At 59.3% G+C, this 24318-nt stretch carries 21 protein-coding genes and 1 tRNA gene; 6 read left to right on the top strand and 16 right to left on the bottom strand.

All coding sequences use genetic code 11. From position 1 onward, the window contains the following. Position 1: 1 nt before the first annotated feature. Positions 2 to 1288, bottom strand: coding sequence for an OmpP1/FadL family transporter (locus tag PSH96_RS22850; RefSeq protein WP_305455268.1), 1287 nt, complete (start codon positions 1286 to 1288; stop codon positions 2 to 4). Positions 1289 to 1811: 523 nt separating this feature from the next. On the opposite strand from PSH96_RS22850, the gene PSH96_RS22855 reads away from it, so the two are divergent. The 6 genes from PSH96_RS22855 to pstB all read left to right on the top strand — a co-directional run bounded on the left by PSH96_RS22855 (position 1812) and on the right by pstB (position 12440). Beyond that, positions 1812 to 3527, top strand: a complete 1716-nt coding sequence (locus PSH96_RS22855) for a ShlB/FhaC/HecB family hemolysin secretion/activation protein (RefSeq protein WP_370694310.1) — start codon at positions 1812 to 1814, stop codon at positions 3525 to 3527. Positions 3528 to 3632: 105 nt separating this feature from the next. Continuing rightward, complete coding sequence (locus tag PSH96_RS22860; RefSeq protein WP_305455271.1) at positions 3633 to 8552, top strand: hemagglutinin repeat-containing protein; 4920 nt, start codon at positions 3633 to 3635, stop codon at positions 8550 to 8552. Between the two features lie 172 nt (positions 8553 to 8724). After that, positions 8725 to 9741 (top strand): phosphate ABC transporter substrate-binding protein PstS, encoded by a 1017-nt coding sequence (gene pstS / locus PSH96_RS22865; RefSeq protein WP_305455273.1) that lies wholly within the window; start codon positions 8725 to 8727, stop codon positions 9739 to 9741. A gap of 55 nt (positions 9742 to 9796) precedes the next feature. Then, a complete protein-coding gene (gene pstC / locus PSH96_RS22870) occupies positions 9797 to 10792 on the top strand; it encodes a phosphate ABC transporter permease subunit PstC (protein ID WP_305455275.1) in 996 nt (331 codons plus the stop codon). Continuing rightward, on the top strand, positions 10789 to 11661 hold the full coding sequence (pstA, locus tag PSH96_RS22875; protein ID WP_305455277.1) for a phosphate ABC transporter permease PstA: 873 nt from the start codon (positions 10789 to 10791) through the stop codon (positions 11659 to 11661). Before pstC ends, pstA begins: the two co-directional genes overlap by 4 nt. Next, positions 11661 to 12440: a phosphate ABC transporter ATP-binding protein PstB gene (gene pstB / locus PSH96_RS22880; RefSeq protein ID WP_056858577.1), complete on the top strand. Its 780-nt coding sequence runs from the start codon at positions 11661 to 11663 to the stop codon at positions 12438 to 12440. The genes pstA and pstB overlap by 1 nt, the downstream gene beginning before the upstream one ends. Before the next feature lie 77 nt (positions 12441 to 12517). On the opposite strand, the gene PSH96_RS22885 is transcribed toward pstB, so the two are convergent. The 15 genes from PSH96_RS22885 to PSH96_RS22955 all read right to left on the bottom strand — a co-directional run bounded on the left by PSH96_RS22885 (position 12518) and on the right by PSH96_RS22955 (position 24257). Continuing rightward, positions 12518 to 13492: a hypothetical protein gene (locus PSH96_RS22885; protein ID WP_305455281.1), complete on the bottom strand. Its 975-nt coding sequence runs from the start codon at positions 13490 to 13492 to the stop codon at positions 12518 to 12520. Positions 13493 to 13928: 436 nt separating this feature from the next. Continuing rightward, positions 13929 to 14004, bottom strand: a tRNA-Lys gene (locus tag PSH96_RS22890). Positions 14005 to 14067: 63 nt separating this feature from the next. Beyond that, complete coding sequence (gene queC, locus PSH96_RS22895) at positions 14068 to 14745, bottom strand: 7-cyano-7-deazaguanine synthase QueC (protein WP_305455283.1); 678 nt, start codon at positions 14743 to 14745, stop codon at positions 14068 to 14070. A 1-nt stretch (position 14746) separates the two neighbouring features. Further along, a complete protein-coding gene (gene queE, locus PSH96_RS22900; RefSeq protein ID WP_017139819.1) occupies positions 14747 to 15394 on the bottom strand; it encodes a 7-carboxy-7-deazaguanine synthase QueE in 648 nt (215 codons plus the stop codon). A gap of 164 nt (positions 15395 to 15558) precedes the next feature. After that, on the bottom strand, positions 15559 to 16392 hold the full coding sequence (gene ybgF / locus PSH96_RS22905) for a tol-pal system protein YbgF (RefSeq protein WP_017139818.1): 834 nt from the start codon (positions 16390 to 16392) through the stop codon (positions 15559 to 15561). Between the two features lie 6 nt (positions 16393 to 16398). Beyond that, a complete protein-coding gene (pal, locus tag PSH96_RS22910) occupies positions 16399 to 16899 on the bottom strand; it encodes a peptidoglycan-associated lipoprotein Pal (protein WP_003193861.1) in 501 nt (166 codons plus the stop codon). 55 nt (positions 16900 to 16954) lie between these two features. After that, complete coding sequence (gene tolB, locus PSH96_RS22915) at positions 16955 to 18235, bottom strand: Tol-Pal system beta propeller repeat protein TolB (protein WP_032865998.1); 1281 nt, start codon at positions 18233 to 18235, stop codon at positions 16955 to 16957. A gap of 17 nt (positions 18236 to 18252) precedes the next feature. Beyond that, the gene (gene tolA / locus PSH96_RS22920; RefSeq protein ID WP_056858573.1) at positions 18253 to 19326 is read right to left on the bottom strand and encodes a cell envelope integrity protein TolA; all 1074 of its coding nucleotides are present in this window, start codon (positions 19324 to 19326) and stop codon (positions 18253 to 18255) included. Continuing rightward, a complete protein-coding gene (tolR, locus tag PSH96_RS22925; protein ID WP_161630238.1) occupies positions 19326 to 19778 on the bottom strand; it encodes a protein TolR in 453 nt (150 codons plus the stop codon). Before tolR ends, tolA begins: the two co-directional genes overlap by 1 nt. 23 nt (positions 19779 to 19801) lie before the next feature. Continuing rightward, positions 19802 to 20497 carry a protein TolQ gene (gene tolQ / locus PSH96_RS22930; protein ID WP_003209819.1) on the bottom strand — a complete coding sequence of 232 codons (696 nt, stop codon included), beginning with the start codon at positions 20495 to 20497 and terminating at the stop codon, positions 19802 to 19804. Position 20498: 1 nt separating this feature from the next. Further along, entirely contained in the window at positions 20499 to 20954 is a 456-nt protein-coding gene (gene ybgC / locus PSH96_RS22935) for a tol-pal system-associated acyl-CoA thioesterase (RefSeq protein ID WP_015885610.1), read from the bottom strand. Between the two features lie 139 nt (positions 20955 to 21093). After that, complete coding sequence (gene ruvB / locus PSH96_RS22940; RefSeq protein WP_017139814.1) at positions 21094 to 22152, bottom strand: Holliday junction branch migration DNA helicase RuvB; 1059 nt, start codon at positions 22150 to 22152, stop codon at positions 21094 to 21096. Then, positions 22153 to 22764 (bottom strand): Holliday junction branch migration protein RuvA, encoded by a 612-nt coding sequence (gene ruvA / locus PSH96_RS22945; protein ID WP_056858571.1) that lies wholly within the window; start codon positions 22762 to 22764, stop codon positions 22153 to 22155. 67 nt (positions 22765 to 22831) lie between these two features. Next, positions 22832 to 23356: a crossover junction endodeoxyribonuclease RuvC gene (ruvC, locus tag PSH96_RS22950; RefSeq protein ID WP_024077147.1), complete on the bottom strand. Its 525-nt coding sequence runs from the start codon at positions 23354 to 23356 to the stop codon at positions 22832 to 22834. Positions 23357 to 23510: 154 nt separating this feature from the next. Continuing rightward, entirely contained in the window at positions 23511 to 24257 is a 747-nt protein-coding gene (locus PSH96_RS22955) for a YebC/PmpR family DNA-binding transcriptional regulator (protein WP_010208107.1), read from the bottom strand. Positions 24258 to 24318 lie beyond the last annotated feature (61 nt).

Consider the following 24318-nt stretch of genomic DNA (forward strand, 5'->3'; position numbering starts at 1 on the left):
ATCAGAAGCGGTAAGTCACCGAACCACCAAACCCATTCGCGCTGTTTTCATACTTGGCGTCGTAGTTCAGCGCTAACTGAGGGTTGTTGTCGCGAACCTTGATCGGTTCTTCCTTCAGGTAGGAATAGGCCACGTCAAAGGTCAGGTTATCCACAGGCGTCCAGCCGGCACCCACGCTGAATACGGTACGGTCGCCCGTAGGAATACGTACAGAACGGTCGGTGTTGTTGGTCGGCGTCTGGTCCACCGAGAAGCCAGTACGCAGCACCAACTGCTTGTTGAGCTGGTACGACAGGCCGATGGCATGGGACCACGTGTCGTGCCAGTGCTGCTCTTCGGTGATGGAGCCCAGGCCTGCCAGCTCAGCCGTAATATCCGACACGCCGGCGTTGTTCACCGTGATTTTCTTCAACTGGCTCCAGCGCGTGTAGGTGCTGCCCACGTAGAGGGTCAAGGCATCGGTCAACTGGTGAGTGACCGAGAAGTCCACGGAAGAAGGCGTGGTGACGTTCAGCTTGGCGTCATACTTCTGCGCCCCGCCGTCCAACAGATCGGACAGCACGCCCGAGGCTTGGGTATGGCCGCTCAGGTGATACACCACTTGCGAATGGTAGGTGACGCCGATGCGGGTGCTGTCCAGCGCCTGCACCAGGATACCGGCGTTGAAGCCCATCGCGGTGTCGTCGCCCTTGATCTTCACCGCTTCGGTGCCGAGGCCGAACGCCGGGACTTTGGAGTCCAGCTCGCCGCTGATTTTGTTGAAGGTCGGGCCGAAACCCACCGAGACCTTGTCGTTGAACGCATAGCTGACCGTCGGCTGCGCGGTGATGACCTGAATCTTGCTCTTGTTACCAAAGCCATTGCCCTGGAAACCGTGTTCATAGTCGGTCACCAAGCCAAACGGCGCGTAGATCCCCAAGCCAAAGGCCCAGTGCTCATCAATCGGCGTCACCAGGTAACCCATCGGCACGGCAATGCCAGGGACCATATCGCCTTTGTTGGTGCCAGGGTTGTCGACACCGCCTTGAGAGGAGCTGGCGTCCTTGATGTTGGTTTTGGCATCCAGGTAGGTCGCGCCGATGCTGACTTCATTGTGCTTGATGCGCGACATGCCGGCCGGGTTACCGAACACCGTGCTGGCGTCATCCGCCGAGGAAGAACGCCCGGCGTAGCCTGTACCCATTGAGCTGACACTTTGCTCGTTGAGGGCGAAGCCACCGGCAAACAGCTGTGTGGAGGCGAGCGAAATGGAGAGCGCCAAGGCGCTTTTAAGAGTTTTGTTATTCATTATTAGGACTCGAATTATTGGGCAGCGCTGGGGAAACTACCAACGTTCGAGCGGGGCGTTTATGAAGGTTTTTTCATGCATTGGATTGTCGGACAATCTCAGGATTTTCAAGGACTTTGCCTGATTTGCCGTGTCCTTTTATGACTTTTTAACCTGATCGTGACTGCCCGGTTTCATTCGTCACAGTGCGCTCCCACCTTTGACCGTAAATGCCTTAACCGCACGGCATACCCAAGATCGCACCCTCTCTAAACGCGTTGATTAAGCGTTTGCGCTGTAACAATCAAAACCACATCAGCGCTCCACTTCCCCATAAAACACGGTTTCAAGGCCTAAAAACCCTTTGACGCACTAATTTTGTGCATTTATTTGCTGAATTACGAGCAATTCATCACGTTTATGCAATAAATCCTACAGACGATGTAACAATCCGTTTAAACATGACTCAAGAGCGGCAAGTCCCCGAGCTCACGGTTTGGCTCAGGGGCATGAATCGTGTGTATTTCTACGTTAAGGATGTCGAGTGCCGAACCTGCCCTCACTCAAACGCTTGTGCCATCTCCACCAATTGGGCATCGCCCTGCTCTGCGTGTGCGCGCTGCCCGCAGCCGCCGCCGACGGCTTACAGCCAGGCCAGGAAGCCCTGCGCTTGCAGCAACAACAGCAGCGCGACCTGCAGCAAATCCAGTTGGAGCAACGCCAGCGCCAACTGCAGAAAGGCAGCTTCGGCACACCAACGGCCGCCCCCTCTGTGCCGGCAGACAACGTCAAAGATGCACGCTGCTGGCCGCTAAGCGGCACACGCCTGGCCGGTGTCACGCTGTTCAGCAGGGCCGAGTTGAATAAACACATCGAGCCCTATGTCGCCCCGTGCATGGGCGTCACCCAGATCAACCGCCTGCTGGCCGAGATCACCCGCCTGTACGTCGAGGCCGGTTATATCGCCAGCCGCCCATACCTGATCAGCACCCCGGCGGCCGGGCAACCGCTGGATATTCACGTCGAAGAAGGCTACCTCGAAGCCATCGAACTGGCCGACCAAAGCCTGCCCGTATCGCTGGCCGGCGCCTTCCCCGGGCTGCTCGGCAAGCCACTGAACCTGCGCGACCTGGAGCAAGGCCTGGACCAGCTCAACCGCCTGCGATCGGTGGACCTTACTGCCGATATCGCCCCCGGCAGTGAACCCGGCGCCTCGCGCATCATCCTGCGTTCGCGCAGTACCGCCTCACGTTGGGGGCTGGGCCTGGGTGTGGATAACCTTGGCAGCGCCGGCACCGGCCGTGATCGCAACGCCATCAGCCTGAGCCTGGACAGCCCGCTGCAACTCAACGATTCACTCAACCTGAGCTTCAGCGACACGCTCAACCATGGCCCGCGTTACAGCCGCAGCAACAGCCTGTTTTATTCGATTCCCTACGGCTATTGGACCTACAGCCTGTTCGCCAGCCATGCCGAATACCGCTCACCGCTCAAGGTCAGCAGCACCACGCTGTACAACAGCGGCCGTACCGATCAGGTCAGCCTGCGCACCGACCGCGTGCTGTGGCGCGACCAGGGCCATCAACTCAGCGCCAACCTGCAACTGGCCTACAAGGACGTCGACAGCTACCTGCAAAAGGTCCGCTTGGGCATCCAGAGCCCAACGCTGAGCGTGGCCGAGGCCGGTTTGAATCTGTTCTGGCTCAACAGCGCGGTGTGGAACCTGGACGTCAATTACGCCCAGGGCCTGACCTGGTTTGGCGCTGATCGCGATGCTGACCAAGTGCAGAAAAACCTGCCCCAGGCGCAGTTCCACAAGTACCGCGCCAACCTCACTCAATGGCGCAACGGCCAATGGCGCACGCAACCCTGGCAGTGGCAGAGCCAGCTGTCTGCGCAATACAGCCCGGACCGCTTGCCCGCCATCGAACAACTGCTGGGCACCGACGATTCGGCTGTGCGTGGTTACCGCGAAAACAGTGCCTCGGGCGCCATCGGCGCGGTGTGGCGCAACACCTTGCGCCTGCCGCTCAACAGCGACCTGCCGGTAAAAATCACCCCGCGCCTGGGCCTGGACAATGGCTGGGTCAAGCGCGAACACGGCGCCCCAGGCCAACGCCTGAGCGGCGCGAGTGCCGGGCTCAACCTGAGCTGGAAGAACGTGCAGCTCGACGTCGATTACCAACGCAATGTGCACACACCAACAGGCTTTGGCCAGGAGCCGGAGGTCTGGCTGACACGTCTTAGCTTGCAGATTTAAACCAACACCCGATTAGCCTGAAACAACCGCCGTACCTGACCACCCCAGTAGCGTTGCAACGAACAACGCACGAGGCGGCTCAGCCAACACAGAGCGAACTTACTTATGCCGACTGACACCCACACGTTTCACCTTTCACCCCAGGGCAAACTGCGCTGGGCCATCGCCAGCCTGTTCCTGCTGCCGCAGCTGGTACTGGCCGCCGGTATCACCGTGGTCGAAGGGCCTGGTGGTATGCCGCAATTGCAAAACCAGCAAGGCGTACCCATCGTCAATATCGTCGCGCCGAATGCCGGCGGCCTGTCCCATAACCAGTTCCTGGACTACAACGTCGACCGCCAGGGCGTGGTGCTGAACAACGCCCTGCAGGCCGGCCAATCGCAACTCGCCGGGCAACTGGCGGCGAACCCGCAGTTCCAGGGCCAGGCGGCGAGCGTGATCCTCAACGAAGTGATCAGCCGCAACGCCTCGACCTTAAACGGCGCCCAAGAGATTTTCGGCAAGGCCGCCGATTATGTGTTGGCCAACCCCAACGGTATTTCGGTGAATGGCGGCAGTTTCATCAACACCCCGAACGCCAACCTGGTAGTGGGCCGACCCGAACTCAATGACGGCAAGCTGCAAGCCTTGAACACCCGCGACGCGAACGGTCAATTGACAGTGCACGGCCAGGGCCTGCAAAACCGCGCGGGCTCGATCAACCTGATCGCGCCGCGCATCGACAGCGACGGGCGCTTGAGTGCCCGCGACCAACTGAACCTCACCGCAGGCCGCAACCAGGTCGATTTCGCCAGTGGCCAAGTGCGCCAGGTCGACCCGGCCAGCAAGACTCAGGACCAGCGCATCGACGCCAGCCTGTTCGGCGCGATGCAGGCCGGGCGCATCAACATCATCAGCACCGCCGAAGGTGCCGGCGTGCGCGTAGGCGCCGTGCAGGTAGAAGGTCGTGACGGGGTCAACGTCAGCTCGGCCGGCGACCTCGACATCAGCGGCCAGGTCCACGCCAACAGCCTGGACGCCACCCGTGCCGGAGTGCACAGCCAGCACGGCGATGTGGATCTGCACAGCGCCAAGGACTTGAACCTGGCCGCCACCGACGTCAGCGGGCGCAACGTCAAGCTCGACGCCGGTCGCAACCTGACCCTCAGCAGCCTGGAAAGCCGCAAGCTCCAGGAAAAACGTGAACAGTGGAACAACAGCAACTTCCTGTTCACCTACGAAACCTACGACCGCACCACCACGGACAAAGACTCGCGCCAGCACGGTAACAAGGTCGTTGCGCAGCAGGATGCCACGCTGTCTTCCGGCGCCAAGGCCGCGATCAAGGCCAGCCAAGTCGAAGCGGGCAATGCCTTACGTGTGAACAGTGGCGCCGACCTGCAGGTGAACGCCGCCACCGAAACCCATGAAACCCGCGATCAGGGCAACCATCGCAAGCACTTGTGGAAAGCCAACTGGGACAAATCCGCCAGCGAGCAACGCAGCGTCACCAGCAGCCTCAAGGCCGGTAAAACGCTGGAGCTGAGCAGCCAGCAGACCCTGCAATTGCAGGGCGCCGAACTGAAAACACCCGGCGATATTCAATTGGCCGGCCGCCAAGTGGAAATCACCAGCGCCAGCCGCACCCAGGTTAGCCGCGATAACGCTTACTCCGGCGACCTGACCGGCGGCAGCTTCTTTGGCAAGAGCGGCGACGGCGACAAGGGCAAAACCCTGAACACCGGCAGCAAGGTCAACGCCGACGGCAACCTGATCGTCAAGGCCTACGACGTGCGCATCAGCGGCAGCCAGGCGCGCGGCGGCAAGCAGGCCAGCGTGATCAGCGACAAAGGCTCGCTGGTGATCGACGGCGTAAAAGACACCTCCCACGCCAATAGCTACAGCAACGACAGCAAGTTCTTCGGCATCTCCAAGGATGAAAGCCGCCAGCACCTCAAGGACAGCACCGTCGTGGCCAGCAACCTGCGCTCGGACAGCAACCTCAAGCTGCAAAGTGCCAAGGACATCGAAGTCAATGGGTCTCAGGTCTCGGCCGCCGGTCAATTGCAGGCGGACGCCAAGGGCGATATCAAGATCGCTTCGGCTGACAACACCACACACGACACCACCAGCACTCACACCCGTGGTTTCGATGGCTATGCCAAGGAAAACGCCGAAGGCACCCGCCAGTACCGCGCTGGCGTGAGCTTTGAGGACCAGCAGCAAACCAGCAAGACCGACACCACCAAACAGCACGCTTCCAGCCTCAGCGGCGCCAGCGTGGCGGTCACGGCCGGTGGCAATCTGAGCATCAAGGGTTCCGACGTACAAGCCACCCAGGGCGATGCAAGCTTGAGCGGCAACAACGTCGAGTTGCTGGCGACCGATAACAGCACGCGCAACACCACCGACCAGACCACCACCGGCGGTGGCGTCTACTACACCGGCGGTCTGGACAAGGCTGGCAACGGCGCACAGTTCAGCCATCAAAGCAGCCACGACAGCAGCAGCACAACCACCGCGCAAACCAGCAACGTGGCGGCGGCCGGCAAGCTGACCATCAACGCCGGCAACACCCTCACCAGCCAGGGCGCGCAGGTCAAGGCAGGCTCCGAATTGCAGGTCAATGCCGGCAACGTCGATAACCAGGCGGCGCACAACAGCCAGACCAGCACCCACAAGGAAAACGGCTGGACCGCTGATGTCGGCGCCAATGTCGAATACAAAGGCATCACCCGACCAATCGAAAAAGCCGTCGAAGGTGTGGCCCAGGCCAAATTCCACCAGCCCGGTTTGCTCGATGCTTTCGAGCAGCCGAATGTCGGCCTGGATGTGGAAGTCGGTCACACCCACAAGACCCGCACCCAGCAGGACAGCACGGCGGTGGTCAGCCAGTTCAGTGGCGCCACGGTGCAGGTCGATGTCGCCGGTAAGGTGCAGGATCAAGGCACTCAGTACCGCGCCACCGATGGCGGGCTGAAGATTGATGCCGGCGAGCATATCGCCAGCGCCGCAGCCAACACCCACAGCAGCAGCGAACAAGGCGTGGACGCCAAGGCCGGCGTGCGGGTCTACACCACCACCGGTGAAGACGTGAACGTTCGCGGCAGCGGCGCAGGCGGCAGCAGCGACGTGCGCAACGCCAGCAGCACGGCAGTGGTCGGCAGCTACGCGGGCACTCAGGGCGTGAACCTCACGGCCAAGGGCGATGCGCGTTACGCGGGCAGCCAGTTCAACGGTGGCCAGGCGGGCGTCAACCTCAAGGCGGGCGGCGAGTTGGCGCTTGATCCGGCCAACGACACGCAAAGCACATCCAGCAACAGCCTGCGCGGCAATGGTTCATTGACCGTGGGCACCGCGCCGGGCACCAATGGTACCAACGTCAACCTCGGTGCCGGTGTGCAACTGGATAACAAGCAGCTGGCCACCCAGGACAGCCAGGCGCGGGTCGCGACGCTTCAAGGCAGCGGGCCGATTCAGCTCAGCAGCGGCGCCGACATGACCCTGCAAGGCGCGCAGATCGACAGCGCCGGTGATATCGGCCTGAATGCCGGCGGCAAACTGGACCTGCAAGCGGCCACCAGCACGCATGTCAGCAAGGGCAGCAACCTCGGCGGCGGCCTGAGCGTCGGCGCCGGCAAAACCAGCAGCGCCGACAGCAGCGGCAAGACCGGCAGCCTCAGCGCCAACTTCAACATCGGCAAGGTGGCGGAAAACGATCAGGGCGTGGTTGTCGGGCAGTTGCACAGCAAGGGTAACGTGAGCCTCACCAGCGCCGATGATCTCCATCTGCAAGGTACGCAGATTGCCGCCAATACGGTCACCCTCGATGCGCAAAACGGCGGCATCCTGCAAGAGTCGGCGCAATCCACCCAGGCTCACAACAGCTGGGGCGTGACCCTGGGCGCAGGTGGCAGCGGCGGTAAAACCACCTTGGCCGACGCCGGTGAACACGACGTACCCAAGACCCAACTCGGTATCAATGCCCGCGCCAAGGTCGATGTGGACCACGTGCAAGGCACTACCCAGCATGACAGCCTGATCAAGGCCGATAAGGTGGCGATCAACAGTGCCGGTGATACCCATCTGGCGGGTGCGCGGATTGAGGCCCATCAGGTCAGCGGTAAGGTCGGTGGCGATCTTGTGGTCGAGAGCCGCAAAGACCACGTCAGCAGCACTAAGGTCAACGTCGACGCCAAGCTCGACGTCGAGAAAAACCAACCGGGTGTGGTCAACAAGCTCGCAAAGACGACTGGCCCACTCAAGGACAAGGTGCAAGCCAAGGCCGAGGGCGCGTTCGACAAGCATCGGGAGAAGTTGGAAAACGTCGTCGACAAGGGCACCGAGCACCTCGCTTCGGCCAAGGACAGCGTGGTCAACGCCAAGGAGCGCCTGGGCGAAAAGCTCAGCCGCAGTGGCAGCTACGACGTGAACCCTGAACCCCGTGGCGCTATCGGCACCCGCGTGGACCAGGCCAAGACCTACCTCGCAGACAAAAAAGAGGCACTGGGCACGCGCCTGTCCAGCTTCAAGGACAAAGTCTGGCCAAAAACCAGCGACAGCTACACCGTCAGCGGTAAAGACACGACCGGCAGCAAGGTGGCCGATACCGCGCAAAACGTACTGTTCGGTGACAAGAGCGGCAACACCAGCTACACGCCGACGCTGAACCTGGACGTCAGCCACTTGGTGAAAGACAGTGTGACTCAGGCCTCGGGCATTCGTGGTGCTCAGGGCGTAAACCTTGAGGTGGCTGGCGACACGCTGCTGACCGGCGCGCGGATCAGCGCCGAGAATGGCAAGGTCGCGTTGGGCGGTTCCAAGGTGACGGCAACCACGTTGGCGGGCAGCGATTATCGCGCCGACGTCGGGCTGAATCTGTCGAAATCGCCGGTTAACCTGGCGCTGGGCGCCAAGGACGAACTGACCCAGAAACAGGACGACGCCACACGTAAGGATCAGGCTTTCAACCTGGGGCCGCTGCGGGTTGGCGGGCACAGTGACCAGCAGGAATTACAGGCGGGGATTGATCAAAAAGGCAGTTAAGTAGCCACGCTTGGGTGGCAGCGGCCAGGCTCGCTGCCACCCAGGCAAACATTTCTAAATGTTTCTTCATAAAGCCAAATCGTCATTAAACAGCAACATATCAGGAATTAAATCGTCACGTCTTAGACAGGTGGGCCTCCCCACTTACCCCTTCCCTTGAGGTGTTGTCGTGATGTTGCCGACTAAAAAAATTCTGTCTGTTTTGTTGAGTGCCCTGTGCCTGAGCGGCATGGCCCACGCCACCGACGTTACCGGTGCCGGCTCCAGCTTCGTCTACCCGGTGCTGTCCAAGTGGTCGCAGGACTACAGCAAGAACTCCAGCAACCGCATCAACTATCAGTCGATCGGTTCCGGCGGCGGCATCGCCCAGATCAAGGCAGCCACCGTTGACTTCGGCGCCTCCGACGCGCCACTGTCGGCCGACGATCTCAAAGCCGGCGGCCTGGGTCAGTTTCCCAGCGTGATCGGCGGCATCGTGCCGGTGATGAACGTCGAAGGCGTGGCCGCAGGCCAGTTGAAACTCGACGGCGACACCCTGGCGAAAATCTTCCTCGGTGACATCAAGGCCTGGAACGACCCCGCCATCGCCGCGCTCAACCCTGGCGTGAAGCTGCCAAGCGCGAACATCACCGTGGTGCACCGTTCGGACGGCTCCGGCACCTCGTATAACTTCACCAACTACCTGGCCAAAGTCAGCGACAGCTGGAAAACCAGGATTGGTTTCGGCACCACCGTGCCGTGGCCGGTCGGTGTGGGCGGCAAGGGCAACGAAGGCGTTTCGGCCTACGTGAAGCAGATCAAGAACTCGATCGGTTTTGTGGAATACGCCTACGCCCTGCAGAACAAAATGACCTTTGCATCGCTGAAGAATGCCTCCGGCAAGTTCGTCGAGCCGAACGCCAAGGCGTTCCAGGCGGCCGCCGACACCGCCGACTCGGCCAGTGCCAAAGACTTCAACCTGATCATGACCAACGCCCCCGGTGAAGGCGCATGGCCGATCACGGCCACCACCTGGATCATCATGTACAAGCAGCCCAAGAATGCCGAGCAAAGCCAGGCGGCGTTCAGCTTCTTCAAGTGGTCGCTGGAAAAAGGCCAGGAACAGGCTGCAGCCCTGGACTACGTCGCATTGCCGGGCTCCCTGGTGTCGCGAATCGAAGATTACTGGAAGTCTGACTTCGCCCACTGATTCGCCCTACGACCGCCTTCCTCGATAACTGAGGAAGGCGCTGAGCACCTCTGATATGAACGACACGGTCCACACCCTGGTTATGACTACTCACGCGAGCGACACCGGGGGCGACCGCCGCGCCGCCCGCGATCAACGCCACGACCTGTGGTTCAAACGCTCGATGTTCGGCGCCGCCATGCTGGTACTAGCGCTGCTGGGCGCCATTGCCGCCTCGACCCTGTGGGGCGGCGGGCTGGCGTTCAAGACGTTTGGTTTCGGTTTCATCACCAGCACCGAGTGGGATGCCGTCAATAACCACTTCGGTGCCGTGGTGCCGATCTACGGCACCTTGGTCACCTCCTTTCTGGCCTTGCTGATTGCCGTCCCGGTGAGTTTCGGTATTGCGATTTTTCTGACTGAAGTCGCGCCGCCCTGGCTGAAAATGCCGGTGGCCTCGGCGATTGAGCTGCTGGCCGGTATCCCGTCGATCATCTATGGCATGTGGGGTTTGTTTGTGTTCGGGCCTTTCATGGCCGAACACCTGTCGCCGTTGATCAATGATTACCTGGGCGCCCTGCCCTTTATTGGCTCGCTGTTCCAGGGGCCGCCACTGGGGATCGGCATGCTCACCGCCGGCATTGTGCTGGCGGTGATGATCATGCCGTTTATCACCTCGGTGATGCATGAGGTGTTTCGCAGCGTGCCCACACAGTTGAAAGAATCCGCCTACGCCTTGGGCAGCACGACGTGGGAAGTGGTGTGGGACATTGTTCTGCCCTACACCCGCTCGGCGGTGGTCGGTGGCATTTTTCTCGGCCTGGGCCGCGCCCTCGGCGAGACCATGGCGGTGACCTTTGTATTGGGTAACGCGCAACAGTTTTCCGCTTCGTTGCTGATGCCCAGCAGTTCCATCGCCTCGGTCATCGCCAACGAATTCAGCGAGGCCTACACCGACCTGCATCGCTCTGCGCTGATTGCCTTGGGCTTCCTGCTGTTTATCGTGACCTTCGTCGTGCTCGCACTGGCGCGGCTGCTGCTGATGCGCCTGTCGCGCAAGGAAGGGCTATGAGCGCCAACGAACGTCTCTACCGCAAACGCGCCGTTAAAAATGGCGTGGCCATGTTCCTCAGTTGCGGCGCCACCGCCTTTGGCCTGCTGTGGCTGACGTGGATTCTACTGACCACCATTATCAACGGCTTCCAGGCCCTGAACCTGCGCCTGTTTACCCAGATGACCCCACCACCCGGCACCGAAGGCGGCCTGGCCAATGCGTTTTATGGCAGCGCGTTGATGTCGGGTATCGCGTTGGTGATCGGCACACCCATCGGGCTGATGGCCGGCATCTGGCTGGCAGAATTCGCACGCCACTCGCGCCTGGGGACTACGGTGCGTTTCATCAATGACATCCTGCTGTCCGCGCCCTCGATTGTGCTGGGTCTGTTTATCTACACCGGGGTCATCCTGCCGCTGAACCTGCTGACCAATCATCAGGTCGGCTTCTCTGCCATCGCCGGTGCGCTGGCGCTGGCGCTGCTGGTGATTCCGGTGGTGGTGCGCACCACCGATGAAATGCTCCAACTGCAACCGTCCACCCTGCGCGAGGCGGCCCTGGCGCTCGGCGTGCCGCAGTGGAAGCTGACGCTGCAAATCGTGCTGCGGGCGGCCAAGGCCGGCGTGGTCACCGGCATCCTGCTCGCTCTGGCGCGCATCACCGGCGAAACCGCGCCGCTGCTGTTCACCGCCTTCGGCAATCAGTTCTGGAGCAGCAACCTGCTCAAGCCGATTGCCAGCGTGCCCGTGGTCATTTTCCAGTACGCCATGAGCCCGTTCGACGACTGGCATGCACTCGCCTGGGCCGGCGCCCTGGTCCTGACATTGTTCGTGCTGGTACTCAGCCTGGCATCCCGCCTGATTCTTTTACGCAATAGGTCTCACTGATGGACGCCACCGGCATTGCTCCCGACAAAACCAAAATCCAGGTGCGTGGGTTGGAGTTCTTCTACAACAACCAACGCTCGCTCAAATCCATCAACATGGATATTTCGGAAAAGCGCATCACCGCCATCATCGGTCCCTCCGGCTGCGGCAAGTCCACCATGTTGCGGGTGTTCAACCGCATCTACTCGATGTATCCCAAGCAGGAAGCGCGCGGCGAAGTGCTGCTCAACGGCGAAAACATCCTTGCCCCCGGCTACTCGATGAACCGCCTGCGCAGCCACGTAGGCATGGTGTTCCAGAAGCCGGTGCCGTTCCCGATGTCGATCTACGACAACATCGCCTACGCGGTGCGCCACCACGAAAAACTCTCGCGCCGCGAAATGAACGACCGCGTCGAACAAGCCCTGCGCGGCGGTGCGCTGTGGGATGAGGTCAAAGACAAACTCAACCAAAGCGCCCAGAGCCTCTCCGGCGGCCAGCAACAACGGCTGTGCATCGCCCGCACCATCGCGCTGCGCCCGCAGGTTCTGCTGCTGGACGAACCGACTTCCGCCCTCGACCCGATTTCCACCGGGCGTATCGAACAGTTGATTACGGAATTGAAGGCGCAGTACACGGTGATCATCGTGACGCACAACATGCAGCAGGCCGCGCGGGTGTCGGACAGCACCGCGTTCATGTTCATGGGCGAATTGATTGAGCATGGCAAGACCGATCAGATCTTTACCACGCCGAAGATGAAGCAGACGGAGGACTATATTACCGGGCGGTTTGGTTGAGCGGACGCCCATACGCTTTAACCAAAGAATCCGGAACGCCTCGTTTGCGGGAGCCTTCCGGATTTTCTAAACCGCCATTAGGCGGTGGGAATAACGTTTACAGGCCCTTCGAAAACACTGCCTATACTGCCAGTCGTCAGTTTTGCGTCTAATTCGCCAACACCTCGCAAAGAAAATTCCAACTCCCTACCTTTGCCCTGCTCTTTGACAATATTCTGTTTACCTACCGTCGAATTTTTATACCGGCCATATAGACCTGTGCTCATGATTTCACCCACCTGCACACTCCCTTCATCATCGGTAGTAAAGGGTGCAAAAAAACTACCGCGGGTAGGCGCTATCTGCGAACTTTTGTTTATCTTCGCGCCGTACTGTTCGACGAAGCCAGTGTCACTACCCGCTAGCGCAACTTTCTGGTCGACCTGTATATCTTTGACATGCTGTTTGGGCCCAGGGTTATCAGGCTGCGTAACATCCTGAACATAGGCTTTCACTATTTGCGCGTCTGCGGGGTCTCGTTCGACAGTAAGCTCATACTTATTGCCAAACTTAAAGTCCACCAAGGTGCTATTGCTCGCGCCTGCTACACCATCAAATTCGGCACGCCCTTTGGGCGCGCTGAAATGTGGGCCATATCCGGAAAAAATGATCAGCGCCTTACCATCCCCTCGAGGTTGCATCCCGATATAGCCACGGCCAACGTATGTGCCTGTCTCAGTATTGACGCCGAACATCATCGCGTAATAAATCCCCCCGTCCTTGTCAGTCTTTCTCTGAAGACCTTCGTCGATAATCATAGGGAACGTAATATTGCTCAATCCAGAGCTCGGGGCGGTAAGCGCGTACTTCACACCAAACAATCCGTTTGGGGATGTAGACCCTTGCTTAATTTCAAACTTTGGATCGCTTACTTTATCGAGCACTGAGTCATCGGGAATGAGCGGAGCAGGTGAAGCACTGTCTTCAGTTTTTTTTACCGTCACACTCTCTGGCGATTGTGTTGGTAATTGAACATACGCTGGTGGAAACAATTGCGAACGGTAGAAATTCATAACAACCACGCCCCCTTTTGGAACAGCGATCAATCGGCATCAATGCAATGCCCTAGCGGTTTAAAAGTCGTCATTGTCGGCTGTCAATAATTGCTGATGTCGATCAAGGTAACTAACGACTTATACTCACATTTCGCGATATGACAGTAAGGGGCTGACACCAAACCGCGCTATCAGAAAAAGCGCTCGGACGGAGTGGACTTTTCCTGAAGCAGATAAGCTCTATAACTGACAATTGCGGAGATATATCTGAGTTGCCCATCACTCAAGGCACTTTATTGGAACCTCGCGCAGCGAGCGGCGCGACGGCACCTCCTGCACCGGCTTTAACGGTAACCGCTCACACTGGCTCTACCTCTGCGCCAAATCCCAGGCAAAAAAAAACCCGGAAATCCTCACTTGCGTGGGCCTTCCGGATTTTCTAAACCGCCAAAAATGGTGGGTCGTGTGGGATTCGAACCTACGACCAATTGGTTAAAAGCCAACTGCTCTACCAACTGAGCTAACGACCCGCTGTGTGGTGGCGCGTATAATACTGATTTCTAAGGATTATTCAACACCTTATTTTAAATAAATCAGAAATAACGCGTTGGGTCCGCAATTGCGGCGTTTTTGAAGCCTTCTGCTCGCAGTCTGCAAGCATCACATTTCCCACAGGCACGACCGGAATCGTCTGCCTGGTAGCAGGAAACTGTCAGCGCGTAATCGACGCCTAGTCCTACGCCAGCGTTCACGATGTCTGCCTTGCTCATGTTCTGCAGTGGCGCCTGAATACGGAATCCCTGCCCTTCCACACCGGCCTTGGTCGCCAGGTTGGCCATGCGTTCGAATGCCTCGACGTACTCCGGGCGGCAGTCCGGGTAGCCGTTGTAGTCGAGGGCATTGACGCCAATGAAGATATCGCGGGCCTTCAATACTTCGGCCCAGCCAAGCGCCAACGACAGGAACACAGTGTTACGTGCCGGCACGTAGGTCAGCGGAATGCCTTCGCTGGGTGCCTCGGGCACATCGATGCTGCTGTCCGTCAGGGCCGAGCCGCCGATGCCATTGAGGTTGAGGCCGACCACCTTGTGCTCGACCACGCCCAAGTCACGGGCAACACGCTCGGCGGCGTGCAGCTCGGCGCGGTGGCGTTGGCCGTAGTCGAAACTCAGGGTGTAGCAGCTGTAGCCTTGGGCACGGACCATGGCCACCAGCGTGGCGGAATCAAGACCGCCAGAGAGCAGGATGACCGCGCGCTTTTGCTCGGTCATGTCAGCGCCCCGGCTCGTCGTTCCACAGGTATTTGTGCAACTGCAATTGCAGACGCACCGGCAGGTTGTCCGCCACGACCCAATCGGCCAGGTCGCGGGCGTTGAGGTCATGGTGGCTCGGCGAGAACAACACCTCACCGGCACGGCGGTCGAGGTTGTACTGGATCAGCTTGGAGGCCGCCCAGTCATAGTCATCCCGCGAACAGATCACGAACTTGACCTGATCGTTGGCCGTCAGCAAGTCCATGTTGTCGTAGAGGTTGCGGTGCGCTTCCTTGGAACCCGGAGTCTTGAGGTCGACCACCCGGCTAACGCGCGCGTCGACCGCAGAGATATCCAGGGCGCCGCTGGTTTCCAGTGAAACCTCGTAACCGGCGTCACACAGCCGCTTGAGCAACGGGATGGCATTCGGCTGGGCCAGGGGCTCACCACCGGTCACACAGACGTAGCGCGGCTTGAAGCCGGCAACCTGCTCGATGATGTCGTCGAGGGTGCGCACGGTACCGCCGCTGAAGGCGTAGGCGCTGTCACAGTATTGGCAACGCAACGGGCAGCCGGTCAACCGGACAAATACGGTAGGCAGGCCAGCGGTACGCGTTTCACCCTGTAACGAGTAAAAAACTTCGGTAATACGTAATGTGTCTTGCATAGTCGCCACGGGCGTAACAGCTAAACAGGCTGTCCGCCTCCGTCAGGCACTTCAAGGAACCCCGCCAACGCGCAGGCCCCAAAAAGCGTGTTTCATAAAAGGGCGTGGATTCTAACGAAAAAACCCGCGCCAGGCGCGGGTTTCTTCTAAACGGGTTGCATCGCTTACAAGCGCTGCAGATCCCGCTGGGCCAACTGGGCTGCGGAGGTACCCGGATATTGGGCAACCACCTGTTGCAGAATGCCTTTGACCTTGTCGGTGTGACCCAGGCGGCGTTCTACATCAGCCAATTTATACAGCGAGTCAGGCACCTTGGCATGCTTTGGGTACAGCTGGCTGACCTTGGCAAATGCCTGGCCTGCCGCTTGCAAATCACCCTTTGCCAGGTTCACCTCACCCAGCCAGTACTGGGCATTGCCCGCGTATTGGCTGTTAGGGTATTTGCGCAGGAATGCGGTAAAGGCCTGGCTTGCCTTATCGAAGTCCTTGGCTTTGATCAGATCAAAAGCTGCGTCGTAATACAGCTTTTCCTTGGCCGGATCACCCGGTTCGCTGCTGGCGGCAGGCGCTTGGCTAGCCGCTGCGCCTGCTGCTGCACCACCGGCGGCAGCGCTTGGCGCGCCACCGGCAGAAGAATTATCAGGAGTTGCGGCAGGTGTAACGCCGGCTCCAATGCGTCGATCAAGATCCTGGTAACGCTCCAGGCCTTCTTGCTTCAGCTGGTTCACTTGGTTCTGCAAGATCTCAATGGTGCCTTGTTGCTGCGACAATTGATCCTGCATACGTTGCAGCTGGTTGAACAGTTCGCCCTGTGCCGAGGGAGCGGCAGTTGCCGGTCCCCCAGCATAGGCGCCGTTCGTGCCATAACCCGCTGGCGGATAACTGCTCCCGCTATTGTTATAGCCAGAGTTGCTATCTTCCACAGGAACCGCAGCCCACACCGCAAGCGGTGCAAGGCTGAGAGCCAATACAGTTAGAGCACGACGGCACGTTCGCATGACGAATTACTTACGCAGTTCGACGCGACGGTTTTGAGCCCACGACTGTTCGTCGTTGCCAGTTGCAACTGGACGCTCTTTACCGTAGGAAACCAGTTCCAGTTGGCCTGGAGCAACACCTTGCAGTACCAGGTAGCGTTGAACGGCTTTCGCACGACGCTCGCCCAGTGCCATGTTGTACTCACGAGTACCACGGGCGTCAGTGTTACCTTCCAGAACAACGCGAGCGCCGTTAGCTTTCAGGTCCTTCGCGTGAACGTCCAGAGCGCGCATGGCTTCTGGCTTCAGGTCAGAACTGTCGTATTCGAAGTAGAAAGTGGTGATAGCGCGCAGAGCAGCTTCTTCGCTCAGGGAGCCGTCAACTGCACCAGTGTTAGCGCCGTAACCAGCGTTTGGATCAACAGCTGCGCCTTCACCGGCATTGTCGCCGCCTTTAGACGAGCAACCAACGGCTACGGACAGAGCCAGAGCCAGAGCAGCAAACTTACCAAACTTCAGCATTTCCATCGTGAAACTCCTAATGAACCCCAGTGTGTTAAGCAATTCTTTTTGTAGCGCCGCGTCAGTTCAGGTAAGGGGACCAGGACGGTTCTCTGACTTCGCCTTGTGCGGTAGGAAGCGGGAGCCTTACGCGTCCATTAATGGACACGAGCATCAAGACTCCCCGGCCCTGCTGGCGGGTGGCGTAGATTACCATGGTGCCGTTGGGCGCAACAGTGGCTGACTCATCAAGGTTGGTATCTGTGAGGATTTTTACCGTTCCACGCTGCAAATCCTGGGCCGCAACCCGGAAATTAGTGAAACCATCCTGACGGTGAATCATCACCAACGTCTTTTCATCGGCCGAAAGCTTAGGATTGGCATTGTAGTTACCAATAAAGGTCACGCGTTCTGCGCCACCGCCACCTACGCTCGTTTTGTAGATTTGAGGCTTGCCGCCGCGATCGGAGGTGAAGTAGATGGTCGAACCATCCTTACCCCAGAACGGTTCGGTGTTGATGCCCGGGCCACTGGTCACACGGCTGATCTGGCGCGAAGCCATGTTCATCACGTAAATGTCCGGGTTGCCGTCTTTGGACAACACGAATGCCAGGCGCGAACCATCCGGCGACCACGCAGGGGCACCGTTGAGGCCTTCAAAGTTGGTGATCTGCTCACGACGACCGGTGTCGATGTGCTGCACGAAAATACGCGGGCGGCGCTGTTCGAACGACACATAGGCAATACGCTTGCCGTCCGGCGCGAAGCGCGGCGACAGGATTGGCTCACGGGACTGCAGCAAGGTCACGGCGCGGGCGCCGTCGTAGTCCGAACGCTGCAGGGTGTAACGCGTGTTGTCTACGGAGAAACGCTCAGCCGTTACATAAAGCAGACGTGTCGAGAACGCCCCCTTGATACCGGTGAGTTTTTCAAACGACTGGTCCGAGATGTAGTGCGCCATGTCCCGCAGTTGTTCGGCGGTGCCCGATACGCTGCCGGTCAGGACCTGCTGCTCGGTGGCCACGTTGAACAACGTGTACTGGATTTGCAGGCGACCGCCGGCCGGCGTAATGCTGCCGACCATCAGGTACTGGGCGCCTACGGCTTTCCAGTCACGGAAGATGACTTCGCTGGCCTGGGTCGGCTGGCTGATCATGTTGCCTTTTGGAATCGGCGCGTAGTACCCGGAGTTGCGCAGGTCGTCGCTGACGATCTGGGCCATGTCGTCCGGCAGCACGCTGCCGCCCTGCCAGCCAAACGGTACTACGGCGATCGGGGTGGCCCGATCGCTACCGCTGGTGACCAGGATGTTCTTTTCATCCGCCGCCGCTATCCCTGCCATACAGCAAATAACGACAAGCATTCCTCGAAGAAGGTTTCTCACAAGGCTAGATCCTCAGGTGTGAATGTCATCTTGAATGAACGATAGGGAGCGAAGTCGCTTGGTTTCATTCCCTGCATCTCGGTCAACCGGCCAATATTCTTGACCGCTGCAACCGCCGAACTGTCGAACGAACCGTCACCACTGGACTTGGCCACGCTGACCGAAGTCACCGTACCGTCCGGCAACATGCCGATCTGCAGCACTACTGTCATGCCTTTACGTGCCGAAGGTGGACGTGTCCAACCTTCCGCTGCCCGCGCCCGAATCAGGTCGTCGAAACTGCCCGCGACTTCATCGCCACGCTCATCGGCCAAGGCTTGCTGACGCTGCGGCGTGTCGGAGAGCAAATCTGCCAAGGCCTGGGCCTTTTTCTCTTCGGCGGATTTACGCGCTGCTTCCTGGGCCTTTTTCTTGCTGGCGTCGGCGGCAGCTTTCTTCTTCGCGTCGTCGGCGACTTTCTTCTTCGCCTCGTCTGCTTCAGCTTTTTTCTTGGCGTCTTCGGCGGCTTTCTTCTTCGCGTCTTCGACTATCTTCTTCTTGGCCTCTTCAGCGGCCTTTTTCTTGGCCTCTTCTTCGGCAGCTTTTTTGGCTTCTTCTTCAGATTTCTTCTTGGCTATATCAGCCAATTGTTTCTCTTCAGCCTTTTTAGCTTCGGCAGCTTTATCGGCTTTCTTGGCTTCATCAGCCTTTTTGGCCTCGTCAGCTTTCTTGGCTTCGTCAGCCTTTTTCGATTCCTCGGCCTTTTGAGCCGCCTCTTCTTTCTTTTGTTCCGCAGCAGCCTTCACCGCTTCCTGCTCGACCTTCTTCTGTTCCATCTGCTCGACTTCGGTCTGGCGCGCAGCCGACTTCTGGGCTTCACCCGCAATCTTCTGATTGGTCTGGGTGGTGGCCTGACTTTTCGATTTCAGCTGATACAGGGTCGCCTGCACGATCGGCTTGGCTGGCGGCAGGTCCGGGGTCATGGCAAAGCTGACGAACAGCATGCCGAACACCAGGACGTGCAGGGCAATTGCCCAGACGCTAGGCCAGAAGTAGCTTTCCGAGGCGGACGGCTCTCGCTGTTGCTGCATCAGGGCGCCTCGGTAATCAAGCCAACGTTACCCACGCCGGCCTTCTGCAGCCCGCCCATGGCGCCCATGACGGAGCCATAGTCGACCACTTTGTCGCCGCGAATGAACACTTGCGTGTGCTTGCCGCCTTCGTTGCCGGACCGGATGATCTTGGTCACGGCGTCCGTCATCTGCGGCAAGGTCATGGCCTTGTCCTGCTGTTTCTGGGTGTCGACTTCGCTGCCAAGGTTCCAGTAATAGGTCTTGTCAGCCTTGATCGAAATGGTCAGGACCTGAGTGTTGTTGTCTTGCGGCAAGGCTTCGCTGGAAACCTTGGGCAGATCAACCTTCACGCCCTGATTGAGCATCGGCGCGGTCACCATGAAGATAACCAGCAGCACCAGCATCACGTCGATGTAAGGCACTACGTTCATCTCGGCGACCGGCTTGCGCTTTTTGCGAGCTCGAGCGATTAAAGCCATTGGAAATTACCTGCTTATTCTTCGCTGGTGTGCACTTTACGGTGCAGGATCGCCTGGAATTCATCGGCGAAGGTGTAGTAACGGCTGATCAAGGTTTCGCCACGGGCGGCAAAACGGTTGTAGGCAATTACTGCGGGAATAGCGGCGAACAGGCCGATCGCGGTGGCGATCAAGGCCTCGGCGATACCCGGGGCCACGGTGGCCAGGGTGGCTTGTTGCGCCTGGGCCAGGCCACGGAAGGAGTTCATGATGCCCCACACGGTACCGAACAGGCCGATGTACGGGCTCACGGAACCGACGGTAGCGAGGAACGGCAAGCTTTGCTCAAGCTTTTCTTCTTCGCGGGAGATGGCAACGCGCATGGCGCGGGCCACGCCTTCCATGACCGCTTCGGGGTCAACACCCGGTTGCTGGCGCAGGCGCGAGAATTCCTTGAAACCGGCGCGGAAGATCTGCTCTACGCCCGAATCCGGGTCCGGGTTGCTACCGGCCTGACGGTACAGCTTGGACAGGTCGATACCCGACCAGAAGCGCTCCTCGAAGCTCTCCAGGGCACGTCGACCGGCACGCAGCAGGTTGCTGCGCTGAAAAATCATGACCCAAGAGGTAACCGATGCGGCTACCAGGACCAGCATCACCAGTTGAACCACAACACTGGCATTGCTGACCAGGCTCCACATGGAGGAATGGTCGACGACGGTAGGTTCCACGCTAAATCTCCTGCTTTGATTGTTTACCCGCGCCGCTTACGTCGGCAAAGGCCGCACGTAGAGCTTCGGGAATGGCCCGGGGTTTCAAACTATTGGTGCGCACACAGGCCACCAGGAACTGCCCCTCACAGAGCAGCGTTGCATCCGTTGCCCGCCTGACCTGCTGTTTAAAGCGCAGGCTGACACGGTTCAATTCGATAACTTCAGCGCTGACCAGCAATTCGTCGTCCAGTCGCGCCGGTGCGTGGTAGCGCGCCTCGCTGGAATGCACGACGAATAACAGGTCCTCCCCTGCCAGCTGGGATTGGGCAAAGCCCAGCTCCCGTAGCCGCTCGGTTCGAGCCCGCTCCATGAACTTGAGGTAGTTGACGTAATAAACGATGCCGCCGGCATCGGTGTCCTCGTAATAAACGCGACAGCGATGTGCGAACGACTGATCCCCGTTTTGCGCGCGCATACTCTAGTGCTTACTCCTCAGGTTGCCAATCCGGCTGGGCAACTGTTTTTGCATTCTATTCAGCATTTCTAACGACTGAATGACGACACCAGCCACTAGGACAGCACAAACTTCAGATAAATCGTCTGGCGTGGAGTTATTAATCGTCCACTGCATCGAGGAATTCGTCTACTACAGGCATCTCGCCCAATCGTGACGGAATGTTTAACCCGAAATGCAAATAAGCGTGGCGCGTGACCACGCGGCCCCTTGGCGTACGCATGATGTAACCCTGCTGGATCAGGTACGGCTCCAGCACATCCTCAATGGTATGGCGCTCCTCACTGATGGCCGCTGCCAGGCTGTCCACACCGACCGGGCCGCCATCGAACTTCTCGATCATGGTCAAGAGTAGACGTCGATCCTGATGATCGAAGCCGTGCTCGTCCACATCCAGCAGGTTCAAGGCCAAATCCGCCACGGCCTTGGTGATATGCCCCTTGGCCCGCACCTCGGCAAAATCGCGCACACGTCGCAGCAAGCGGTTGGCGATACGCGGCGTGCCACGGGCGCGGCGGGCGATTTCGAACGCACCTTCCGGGTCCAGCGGCAACCCCAGGATGCCCGCCGAACGGCTGACAATGGTCGCAAGATCTGCAGTGCTATAGAACTCTAGACGTTGAACAATGCCGAAACGGTCTCGCAACGGGTTGGTCAGCATCCCGGCGCGCGTGGTGGCGCCGACCAGCGTGAACGGCGGCAGGTCGAGCTTGATCGAGCGCGCTGCCGGGCCTTCGCCGATCATGATGTCGAGCTGAAAGTCTTCCATGGCCGGGTACAGCACTTCCTCGACGATCGGCGACAGCCGGTGAATCTCGTCGATAAACAGCACGTCGTGGGGCTCAAGGTTGGTCAGCAGTGCGGCCAGGTCGCCCGGACGCTCCAGCACCGGGCCGGAGGTGGACTTGATCGACACGCCCATTTCCTGGGCGATGATCATGGCCAGGGTGGTCTTGCCCAGGCCCGGCGGGCCGAAGATCAACGTGTGATCGAGGGACTCGTTGCGCCCACGCGCAGCCTGGATAAACAGCTCCATCTGCTCGCGCACGGTCGGCTGGCCGATATAGTCGGCAAGGCTGACGGGGCGGATGGCGCGGTCCTGGACTTCTTCACGGTCGCGCGGGCCGGTGGCCGCGATCAGACGATCAGCTTCAATCACTTAAATCATTCCCTTCAGGGCTCGGCGGATCATGTCTTCGCTGCTCAGGTTCTTGTCCTTGATGGCCGATACGGCTTTGCTCGCCTCCTGGGGCTTGTAGCCCAGGGAGATCAGCGCGCTCACGGCATCGCTTTCGGCACTGGCGACCTGGCCGGCCGGCATGTCCGGCTGGTTCGGTACCAGGGCAAACATGTTCGGCACCACTTCCCAGGCCTTGAAACGGTCCTTGAGCTCGACCAGCAGGCGCTCGGCGGTTTTCTTGCCGACACCGGGCACCTTGGTCAACGCTGATGTGTCCTGGGCCGAAACTGCGCGTACCAGTTCGTCCACTTCCAGGCTCGACATCAACGCCAGCGCCAACTTGGGCCCTACGCCATTGAGGCGAATCAGCTCACGAAAGAAGTCGCGGTCGCGCTTGCCAATGAAACCATAGAGCAATTGCGCGTCTTCGCGCACCACCAAATGCGTGTGCAATGTTATCGGCTCGCCAATCGACGGCAGGCGATACAGGGTGGTCATGGGCACTTCCAGCTCATACCCCAACCCATTTACATCCAGAATCAGGTGCGGCGGCTGTTTCTCAGCCAGGGTGCCGCGCAAGCGTCCAATCACGGTTCAGATCCTTAAAGCTTGGGGTCAGAACACGGCCTGACCGGAAATTACGATTGCGCTGATGCTATCAGAGACGCAGCCGCCCGCCACGACTGCGTGCGGTGCCCAAGCCATGCGGCAAGAGGCTGGAACGCGTGTGCGCATGGCAAATGGCGATGGCCAGGGCGTCGGAGGCGTCGATTTGCGGCTTTGAGGTGAGCTTGAGCATGTGCATGACCATCATCTGCACCTGCTCTTTATTCGCCGCGCCGGTGCCGACCACGGCCTGTTTGACCTGAGTCGCGGTGTATTCGGCGATTTCCATGCCCTCCTCCGCACCGGCCACAATAGCAGCGCCACGGGCCTGGCCGAGCTTTAACGCAGAATCGGCGTTTTTGGCCATAAAGACCTTTTCGATGCCCATGGTGACCGGCCCGTAGGTCTGGATCACTTCACGCACGCCGCGATACACAATCTGCAGGCGCTCGGCCAACTCGCCCGCGCCGGTACGGATGCAGCCCGAAGCGACATAGACGCAGCCACGCGGGGTGTGTTGCACCACGCCAAAACCGGTGATGCGCGAACCGGGGTCGATACCAAGGATTAAAGTCATAACGCCTGCGGGTTGGGTAAACACAATTCTTGCGGCCAACGACAATCAAATGTGGGAGCTGGCTTGCCTGCGATGCAGACACCTCGGTACTTCTGTTAAACCGAGGTGATGCTATCGCAAGCAAGCCAGCTCCCACAGGGGATTTTCATGGTGCTCAGGTGAGTTGTTCGGCCACTTCTTCCGGGATGTCGGCGTTCGAGTAGACGTTCTGCACATCATCCAGGTCTTCGAGCATATCCAGCATCTTCAGCACTTTCTGCGCGCCGTCCAGGTCCAGTTCGGCGCTGGTGGTCGGCAGCATCACGATTTCTGCGTCGGTGCCTTTGAAACCAGCCGCTTCCAGGGCGTTACGCACGGCATAGAAGCCGGCAAACGAGGTGAACACATCAATGGAGCCGTCTTCGTTGGTCACCACATCGTCGGCGTCTGCCTCCATGGCCGCTTCCATCAAGGCGTCTTCATCGGTGCCGGGGGCGAACGTGATCTGCCCTTTGCGCTCGAACAGGTAAGCCACCGAGCCGTCGGTACCGAGGTTGCCGCCGCATTTACTGAAGGCATGGCGCACGGCGGCTGCGGTGCGGTTGCGGTTGTCGGTCATGCACTCGACCATCACCGCCACGCCGCCTGGGCCGTAGCCTTCGTAGCTCAGCTCGACCATATCGTCGGTATCGGCAGCGCCCGCACCACGGGCCACGGCGCGATCAATGATGTCGCGGCTCATGTTGGCGCCCAAAGCCTTGTCCAGCGCCAGGCGCAGACGCGGGTTGGAACCTGGGTCACCACCGCCTTGGCGGGCGGCGACGGTCAGTTCGCGAATCCACTTGGTGAAGATCTTGCCTTTCTTGGCATCCTGACGCTCTTTGCGGTGCTTGATGTTCGCCCACTTGGAATGGCCAGCCATAACACAACTCCGAAAATTCTCTAGAAACCTTATCAATCCTGCCCCAGGCAGGAATTCCCTC

Source organism: Pseudomonas sp. FP2338 (genome assembly GCF_030687515.1).
Lineage (GTDB): Bacteria > Pseudomonadota > Gammaproteobacteria > Pseudomonadales > Pseudomonadaceae > Aquipseudomonas > Aquipseudomonas salomonii.